The sequence below is a fragment of the Lacihabitans sp. CS3-21 genome, from assembly GCF_024343675.1.
In the GTDB taxonomy this organism is placed as follows: Bacteria; Bacteroidota; Bacteroidia; order Cytophagales; family Spirosomataceae; genus Leadbetterella.
In genome coordinates this window covers 144,458-152,287 of sequence record NZ_RJUD01000007.1, presented here as the reverse complement: position 1 = coordinate 152,287, position 7,830 = coordinate 144,458, and the positions used below count along the sequence as shown (strand labels likewise).

Sequence of the window (7,830 nt, the reverse complement as noted above, 5' to 3'; positions counted from 1 at the left end):
ATATCACTCAAATGAATGCAGAGTTGCTCATTGATTCGTGTGATATGAATCTTTTTTGAGAAAGCCTGCAAGAGTATATCCAAAGCTTTTGTAGGATTTTCACTTATTCCGAGTTCCTTTGCAAGTCCGTTGGCTGATCCGGCTGGAATGATGCCCAAAAGGATTTTGGTTTTTATCAAACATTCAGCCACCAGTTTTATGGTACCATCACCACCGACTGCAGCCACACAATCAGGTTTAAACAACTTTATCTTTGCTTTTATGGTTGAAATGTTGCAAGTTGGTGTGAGATTGTAAAAATCTATGGTGTTGCTAAGATTTGAAAAATAATTGGTAACCAAGGAGGTCCAGTCAATCGTATTATTGCCTGAACCAGCATTAATTACAAAAAGTACTTTTAAGTTTTTTGATGTCATAATGAAAAATGAAATTGAACATGCTGTTGCAACTGTAAAAGTATATCATGGTTATGGACACCAAAATAACCTGGTAGTGTATGGTCATGTTTTGGCTGGGAAATCTGTGCGTCCGAGTAAATTTAACAATAATCCCATCAGTAATATTATACATTTAGCCAGATTATTTTTAGTTAAACCTGTACCACATGTACAATTGAGTTTGCAGTGGCAAAATCAAACACTTCATGCCACCACTGAGGTGGATGGTTTTTTTAAATTTGAGTGGCAATCGGATTTTGAAATAGACGCGGGTTGGCATTTGATTGAAGTGCATTTGGTTGATGGTCAGGGATATAAGAAAACTAGTGGAGAAGGAAAGCTATTTGTTCCACATGCTACACAATATGGTTTCATTTCGGATATAGACGATACCGTTTTGGTTTCGCATTCGGCCCACACAGGTAAAAAACTCCGGGTGATGTTCACCAAAAATCCACGTAGCCGCAAAACTTTTGCCGATGTGGTGAAATTTTACAAGTTGCTGGCTCTTACCCATACAGAACCAAACGTGCCGAATCCTTTTTTCTATGTTTCGAGTAGCGAGTGGAATCTATATGATGATTTGAATGCTTTTTTTAAGCACAACGGCTTGCCAAAAGGGGCTTTTTTGTTGAATAATATAAAGAAGTGGTATCAATTGTTGAAAACAGGCAAAACCAAACACGAAGGAAAGCTCAACAGGGTGACGAGAATTCTGAAGGCTTTTCCGAGACAAAGGTTCGTATTGCTTGGCGATAATTCGCAAAGTGACCCGCAAATTTATGCCTCCATAGCCAATAAATATCCTGAGCAGATTGTGGCGGTTTATATTCGAAATATTAGTTTGGAAAAAGCAGATTTTACTACTGAAACCCTAAATTCAATACAAAATAAATCTATAAAAACCTTTCAGTCGCAACATACTGATGAAGCCATTCAACATGCTAAAACAATTGGATTGTTGGTTTGAGATGATTTTTGGAAATTATTTTTTGATAGTTAATAACTAAAGTTTCAGACTTAGAAACTAGCCTAAATTATATACATTGCGTGCCTTGCCAGGCGGGCATTCTTTTTTTTTGAAAAAAAAGAATCAAAAAAAACACTTTTTGTGTAATGATCCTCTGAAAAATTTCTTTTTTGGCATTTTGCATGTAAAAAATAATGTCGTGGCGAAATTTTACAACGGACTACACAAAAAATATTAGGAACAATTAGTGATTAAATCTAGAATCATAATTAATTGATATTTAGGATTAAGTTTATTTTTTGCAAATACTTATTGGTATGTATTTTTCTTTGCTCCAAGAAGTTATTTAACTAAAGTTTCAGACTTAGAAACTATCCTAAATTATATACATTACGTGCCTTGCCAGGCGGGCATTCTTTTTGCGAGTCGTCGCACCGTTCGAAAAAAAAGAATGGCAGCGGCCAACCGTCAAAAAAAACACTTTTTGTGCAGCATCGGCAGTCCGAAATGATCCTACCTAGGCGGCCCCCTGTAAATTTCTTTTTTGGCATTTTGCATGTAAAAAAAATTATCGTGGCGAAATTTTACAACGGACTACACAAAAAATATTAGGAACAATTAGTATTTAATTCGAAAATTATAACTCACAGATAATAAGTAATTAAAATTAATTCTACTTTTTTAAGTATTTGTTTAGTAGATCCCTCCGTACTTCAGTTGTTTAATTACCTTTTATGATATTTTTTGGTCTTCTTCCGGAGTTTGGATGACTGAAATAATGCCTTTGTCCTTCAAATTATTCGCTTGTTTTTTTGTTCTAATTTTATTTTCACCCATCGTTTTATGTTCAGATTCCTCTGGCGATTGAACAATTGAAATAATACCTTCTTCTTTTTTCATTTTATTTGGCTATAATTTTGTCCAGACTAAATTCATACTTTGACTTCTGATTTCTTGAAATTAAGGTTTTACTTGAGCAATATCTCCTAAGATTAAATATTGCTCAAGTGCTTCGCCTAATTAAATTAAATGCGAAAACGCGTTTTGATGCCCATCCAACTCAAAACGGATCACTCAATTCGCTGACCCTAATCAATTTTTTGTTCACAAATTCGGTTATACCGAGTTCTGAAAGTTCTCTTCCATAACCCGATCCTTTGGTGCCTCCAAAAGGCAAATCGGCTTGTGTCCAAGTGGGGTGATTGATAAAGACCATGCCCGTATCTATCTGGTCGGCTACTCGTTTTCCTCTTTCTATGTCCTGGGTAAATACCGAGCCACCCAAGCCAAAGGGCGAATCATTGGCCAAATCGATGGCCTTCTGCTCGTTTTTGACCGTGAAAAACACCGCCACTGGGCCAAAAAACTCTTCGTAATACACAGGATTGTCGGGCAACATGTTGGTAAGCACCGTGGCTTGCATGTAGGCACCTGCTTGGTCCACTCTTTTGCCGCCTAATGAAATTTTTGCTCCACCCGCAACAGCTCGCTTTACTTGGTCGGCTATGTGTACGGCGGCTTCTTCGCTGCTTAAAGGTCCTAATTGTGTGTTAGGATCGGCGGGGTCACCCACTACGAGTTCGGCCAATTTGACTTTTAATTTTTCAAAAAAATCATTGGCAATTTCTTCAACGGCTATAAAACGTTTTGAAGCGATACAACACTCGCCATTGTTGTTGATTCTTCCTACCACGGCCCACTCCACTGCTTTATCGATATCGGCATCTTCCAGCACAATGAAGGCATCACTTCCGCCCAATTCGAGTACAGACTTTTTCAGGTTCTTCCCAGCTTCAGCAGCTACAATCGCACCTGCAGCCTCACTTCCAGTGAGCGACACGCCTTTGATTCTATTGTCGGCTACCAAGGCGGAGGCTCTTTTTCCAGTAATAAGTAAGTTGGTATAAAGGCCTGAAGGAGCTCCTGCTTCAAGGAATATTTTTTCAATCTCGATGGCACACTGCGGAACAATAGATGCGTGTTTAATGAGTATCGTATTGCCCACCATAATATTGGGAGCCGCAAAACGGGCAACCTGATAAAAAGGGAAATTCCAAGGCTGCACCCCCAGCAAAACCCCAATGGGACTACACCTTACCAAGGCCTGTCCATGCACAGGATCTAGGATTTTATCTTGCAAAAATCCTTCGCTATGCTTGGCATAATAATCAAATATTTCAGCACTCAGTTTAATTTCGCCTTCTGCTTGTGAAACCAGTTTACCCATTTCTAGAGAAATCAGCTTGGCCAGGTCTTTTTTCTTTTCTCTTAACAAACCAGCTACTTTGTGAAGCAATTCTGATCTTGTTGAAAAAGGTGATTTTTTCCAAGTCGTAAAGGTTTCGACAGATTTTGAAATGGCCTGGTCAATCGCAGTTTCAGACATTTCTTCGAAGATTTTGATCACTTCGTTGGTTGCAGGATTTATACTTTGAATTGACATAGTTTTGTTTCTTGGTGATTGGTGAAATATTTGTTTTTGTTCAGAGAATTTATCTAAATAGAGAACTTTTTACAATATTGACCTAAAATGGCCTTTATTTTCATTTTGAAAAGGTAAATAACTGACCAGAAAGTATTTGTAGAATTTAATTTGTCCGTTATATTCAATATCATTGAATCATTTTTTAAATAAATACTAATTGTTCCTTATATTTTCTGTGCAGTCCGTTGTAAAATTTCGCTAACCCTATTTCTATAAAACTGAAAATGCTAAAAAGCGAAATTTTACAGGCGGACGGCTAGTTAGGATCATTGCACAGAAAGTGTTTTTTTTGAACGGTCCGACGATTCGGCTTTTTTTTCAAAAAAAAAGTAAGCCCGCCTGGCAAGGCACACAAAGTATTTAATTTACCCAGTATGTTTTAGAAAGAGAGTGTTCTATATTTTAAGCCGTTCACAGAAACTCCCAACTATGAAATGAAACCTTCTTTATTTTAATCTTTCTTCAAAATTTGATCAATGGCTTTTGAAAGTTTAAGGTCTTTTTCAGTTACGCTATCTTTAGCCTCATGGGTGAAAAGTGAAATATGCACTTTGTTGTAGGCATTGGTCCAGTTTGGGTGATGACCCATTTTTTCGGCCGCAAATGCCACCTGGGTCATAAATGCAAAAGCCTCTACAAAGTCTTTAAATTCAAAGCTTTGTTTTAATTGGTTGTTTTCTTCTTTCCACATATATTTATTTTTTAGAAATGATCATTAATTCAATTCATTCTGAACTGAGATTCATTTGAAGGCTATTTATTAATAATGCTTAAAATGAGAAATTGTTTATTTAAGCTCAAAGGTGATGATAGTGGCGGATAGAAGTCTTACATAATTTTGGTACCTTTTTATATCTTTCGCAGATTCGGATATAAATGTACCAATGCCTCAGACTATTATCTTGCCATCCTCCATGTTAATGATGCGATGGGTTCTATTGGCAAAAGATTGGTCGTGTGTTACGATGAGTAAGGTTTGTTTAAATTCTTCGGCCAATTGTTTGAAAACTTCAAAAACTATTTGGCTGTTTTTTTGGTCGAGATTTCCGGTGGGTTCATCACCCATAATGATTTGTGGATTGTTGATTAAAGCCCTTGCGATGGCTACCCGCTGTTTTTCACCTCCAGAAATTTGGTTGGATGGTTTGAGTGCCAGATTTTCGATGCCTAACATTTTTAGTTTTTCCATGGCATGGTTTTCAACTTCTTCAGGGGAGTATTTACCGAGTTTAAGGCCAGGCATCATTACATTTTCTAAAACTGAAAACTCATCTAGCAAATAATGGAATTGAAACACAAAACCAATTTTTTCGTTTCGAACCTTCGCCAATTCGGCTTCTTTTCGTTTGACCGTCGATTCGCCATCTATCCACAATTCGCCTTCATAGTCGGTGTCCATGGTCGATAGTATGTATAATAGTGTAGATTTTCCACAGCCTGATTTTCCTGTAATAGACACAAAATCGCCTTTATTTACAGAGAAATTAATATCTGATAATACTTTCACAGTGGTGGGATCGTGAAAATATTTGGTGATGTTTTTGGCCTCTAGGGTTATGTTACTCATCTTATTTGCCTCTAATTATAACCACGGGATCTACTTTGCTGGCTTTTCGTGACGGAAACCACCCCGCCAAAAAAGTGGTGATCAGTGAAAAAACGGCACCAATGACATAGTAGGTAGGATTATAACTTACTGGATAGGTATTAACACTCGGCAGGGAAGGTGTTTCGAAAGGTATTTGGTCTATGATGGCTGACAATCCAAATCCCAAAATTAGGCCTGCCAATCCACCAAAAAAGCCAATACTCATGGCGATGACCAAGAATATTTTTTGTACGTCTTTGCCTGCAAAACCTGTCGCTTTCAAAATGGCAATGGTGTTCATTTTTTCGTATATCATCATGTTCAGAATATTGTAAATACCAAAGCCCGCAACAATTAACAAAACAACCCCCACGGCATAGGAAATCAAGGTTCTGACAAAGCTTCCTGTTTCAAAAGACGCATTGGCGGTTTGAATATCTACCGCATCAATTTCAAAAAGCCGGGCGTAATCTTTGGCTATTTGTGGTGCCTTTGCCAGATCTTTCAGTTTGATTTGAATATCCGTAATGTAATTATTTGGCTTTTCTTTGAGTTTCTGAACGGTGGCGATGGAGGCATAACTCTGGGTTTTGTCCAACTCTTGCATACCCGACTGGAAAAAACCCACTACCCGCAGTGGGAATCTTTCTCCGTTGATGGTTGCCACTTGTACCACGTCTCCCAAATTTGCCAAAAGTTGGTCTGCCAATCCTTTTCCAAGAATTATACTATTGGATAGCCTTTCTATATCTGCGGGTTCTCCGGCAGTTACATATTCATTAAAATGAAAAAGCTTGCCTTCACTCTGTATTTCAATGCCATTTACCACACCCGTAATATCTATGGCTCCGTCGTTAAAAAAAACCGGCGTGATTATTTTAGGTGCAATACCCATTATGCGTTGGTCTTTCTTGAGTGTTCGCATTATGGCCTCGCTATTATAAATCTCCTGCCTGCTAACGGTAGATTTGATAGAGTGAATGAAGTTATGCGTGTTGTTAGTGTCAAATTGGCTGTAAATGGGTTGATTACTATTGGGTTGAATTTCATTGTAAAGTCTTACATGGGGTGTTCTATTCAGAAGTAAACCGTCTAAAAGGTCATTTAAGCCTGCCATAAAACTAAGGAGTGCGATGAACATAGAAATACTAAATGTAACGCCTACGGCTGCTACCAATGTCTGCTTAAATCTGGCTAAAAGCAGCGATTTGGCAATTTTTATGATGAGTTTTATGTTCATTCTATGGGCTTATAGATATAATCGTTGGTGCTTATTCCTCCAAGTATTTCCACCTTTTGATAGTCTTTGAGACCCGTTACTACTTTTGTTTTTTTGTTTTTTTCCAGATAAACATAGTTGCCTTCAAGCAGATAAGCTCTTGGAATCGTTATACTATTTGTTTTTTGTTGAATGATGATATTTGCCTCGCAAGTAAGATTGGGATAGAGTGTTTTGGGAGGGTCAATAAAGCTGGCTACTATGGTAAACGATTTGGTTCTTTCGTTCATAATCGGGTTGATTTTGCTCACTAGGCACTGGAAAATCTGACCTTTGTAGCTGTCCATGCTCATGGCTATCTTTTGGCCTATTTTCACCCTATTGATGTCATATTCATCTACTTGAAGTTCAAGAAGAAACGCCGAATCATCCCCAATGATGGCTACAGGATTTAGCGTATTGACCATTTCGCCGGCTTCCATAAGCAGTTGATAAACTTTCCCATTAATTTCACTTCTTATGCTGAAGTCATTGTTGGTTTTTTGGGCCAATTCCAAAGTTTTTTGTGATTGTTTGGCTTGAAAATTTATTTGTTTTTGGAGGTTGGTGAACCTCAACTTAGCGGTATTGTATGCATTGGTAGACGACTTTGCATTGAGTTCTTTGAGATCTAATTCATTTTGTGTACCAATTCGCTCCGCCCAGAGGTTCTTTTGTTTTTGGTACAATAAATTATCGTTTTCCATCTTGTTTCTGGCCATCTCAATGCTGATCTTTAATTCATCCAACTTCTCGGAATTGGCCGCGACTGCGGCATAATCTGCGGATAGTTTAGCATTTTCGGTATTTAGCTCTGTGCTTGTATTTACCAATCTTATCAGGACATCTCCTTTTTTTACAAGATCGCCTTCAGAGACCAATATTTTGTCAATCAGTCCATTGGCTAAGGAAAATACTTTATATTGATTTTTGCTTTTAACTATTCCGGAAGCATAAACAGACTCGGTAATATTCTCTCTAGTGGGTTTTGTTTTTTCAAGTTTGTCACTACAAGATGCGAGAAAAATAAACAGATATAGTATTATAAGGGTGGTTCTCTTCATTTTTAGAGGGCTTGACAACCCATTTTAT

General features: G+C 37.7%; 8 protein-coding genes. 1 reads left to right on the top strand and 7 read right to left on the bottom strand.

Features of this window, described 5'->3' with window-relative positions; all coding sequences use genetic code 11:
• Window positions 1-416, bottom strand: a 416-nt coding sequence (locus EGI24_RS06850; RefSeq protein WP_255047619.1) for a diacylglycerol kinase family protein, incomplete at its 3' end; no start/stop codon positions are given.
• Window position 417: 1 nt separating this feature from the next.
• Between EGI24_RS06850 and EGI24_RS06845 the strand changes: the two genes are divergently transcribed.
• Window positions 418-1,407, top strand: coding sequence for an App1 family protein (locus EGI24_RS06845; protein ID WP_255047618.1), 990 nt, complete (start codon window positions 418-420; stop codon window positions 1,405-1,407).
• Window positions 1,408-2,139: 732 nt separating this feature from the next.
• Here EGI24_RS06845 and EGI24_RS06840 read toward each other — a convergent pair.
• The 6 genes from EGI24_RS06840 to EGI24_RS06815 form a co-directional block, all read right to left on the bottom strand.
• Entirely contained in the window at window positions 2,140-2,307 is a 168-nt protein-coding gene (locus tag EGI24_RS06840; RefSeq protein WP_255047617.1) for a hypothetical protein, read from the bottom strand.
• Window positions 2,308-2,467: 160 nt separating this feature from the next.
• On the bottom strand, window positions 2,468-3,850 hold the full coding sequence (locus EGI24_RS06835) for an NAD-dependent succinate-semialdehyde dehydrogenase (RefSeq protein ID WP_255047616.1): 1,383 nt from the start codon (window positions 3,848-3,850) through the stop codon (window positions 2,468-2,470).
• Window positions 3,851-4,343: 493 nt separating this feature from the next.
• Window positions 4,344-4,583 carry a 4a-hydroxytetrahydrobiopterin dehydratase gene (locus tag EGI24_RS06830; RefSeq protein ID WP_255047615.1) on the bottom strand — a complete coding sequence of 80 codons (240 nt, stop codon included), beginning with the start codon at window positions 4,581-4,583 and terminating at the stop codon, window positions 4,344-4,346.
• A 198-nt stretch (window positions 4,584-4,781) separates the two neighbouring features.
• Window positions 4,782-5,459: an ABC transporter ATP-binding protein gene (locus EGI24_RS06825; RefSeq protein ID WP_255047614.1), complete on the bottom strand. Its 678-nt coding sequence runs from the start codon at window positions 5,457-5,459 to the stop codon at window positions 4,782-4,784.
• A gap of 1 nt (window position 5,460) precedes the next feature.
• Window positions 5,461-6,720 carry an FtsX-like permease family protein gene (locus EGI24_RS06820; protein ID WP_255047613.1) on the bottom strand — a complete coding sequence of 420 codons (1,260 nt, stop codon included), beginning with the start codon at window positions 6,718-6,720 and terminating at the stop codon, window positions 5,461-5,463.
• On the bottom strand, window positions 6,717-7,802 hold the full coding sequence (locus EGI24_RS06815) for an efflux RND transporter periplasmic adaptor subunit (protein WP_255047612.1): 1,086 nt from the start codon (window positions 7,800-7,802) through the stop codon (window positions 6,717-6,719). Before EGI24_RS06815 ends, EGI24_RS06820 begins: the two co-directional genes overlap by 4 nt.
• Window positions 7,803-7,830: the final 28 nt, after the last annotated feature.

Excerpts from the sequence above, each read along its gene's own strand:
- EGI24_RS06845 (WP_255047618.1), top strand. The coding sequence starts at position 418 with ATGAAAAATGAAATTGAACATGCTGTTGCAACTGTAAAAGTATATCAT.
- EGI24_RS06840 (WP_255047617.1), bottom strand. The coding sequence starts at position 2,307 with ATGAAAAAAGAAGAAGGTATTATTTCAATTGTTCAATCGCCAGAGGAA.
- EGI24_RS06835 (WP_255047616.1), bottom strand. The coding sequence starts at position 3,850 with ATGTCAATTCAAAGTATAAATCCTGCAACCAACGAAGTGATCAAAATC.
- EGI24_RS06830 (WP_255047615.1), bottom strand. The coding sequence starts at position 4,583 with ATGTGGAAAGAAGAAAACAACCAATTAAAACAAAGCTTTGAATTTAAA.
- EGI24_RS06825 (WP_255047614.1), bottom strand. The coding sequence starts at position 5,459 with ATGAGTAACATAACCCTAGAGGCCAAAAACATCACCAAATATTTTCAC.
- EGI24_RS06820 (WP_255047613.1), bottom strand. The coding sequence starts at position 6,720 with ATGAACATAAAACTCATCATAAAAATTGCCAAATCGCTGCTTTTAGCC.
- EGI24_RS06815 (WP_255047612.1), bottom strand. The coding sequence starts at position 7,802 with ATGAAGAGAACCACCCTTATAATACTATATCTGTTTATTTTTCTCGCA.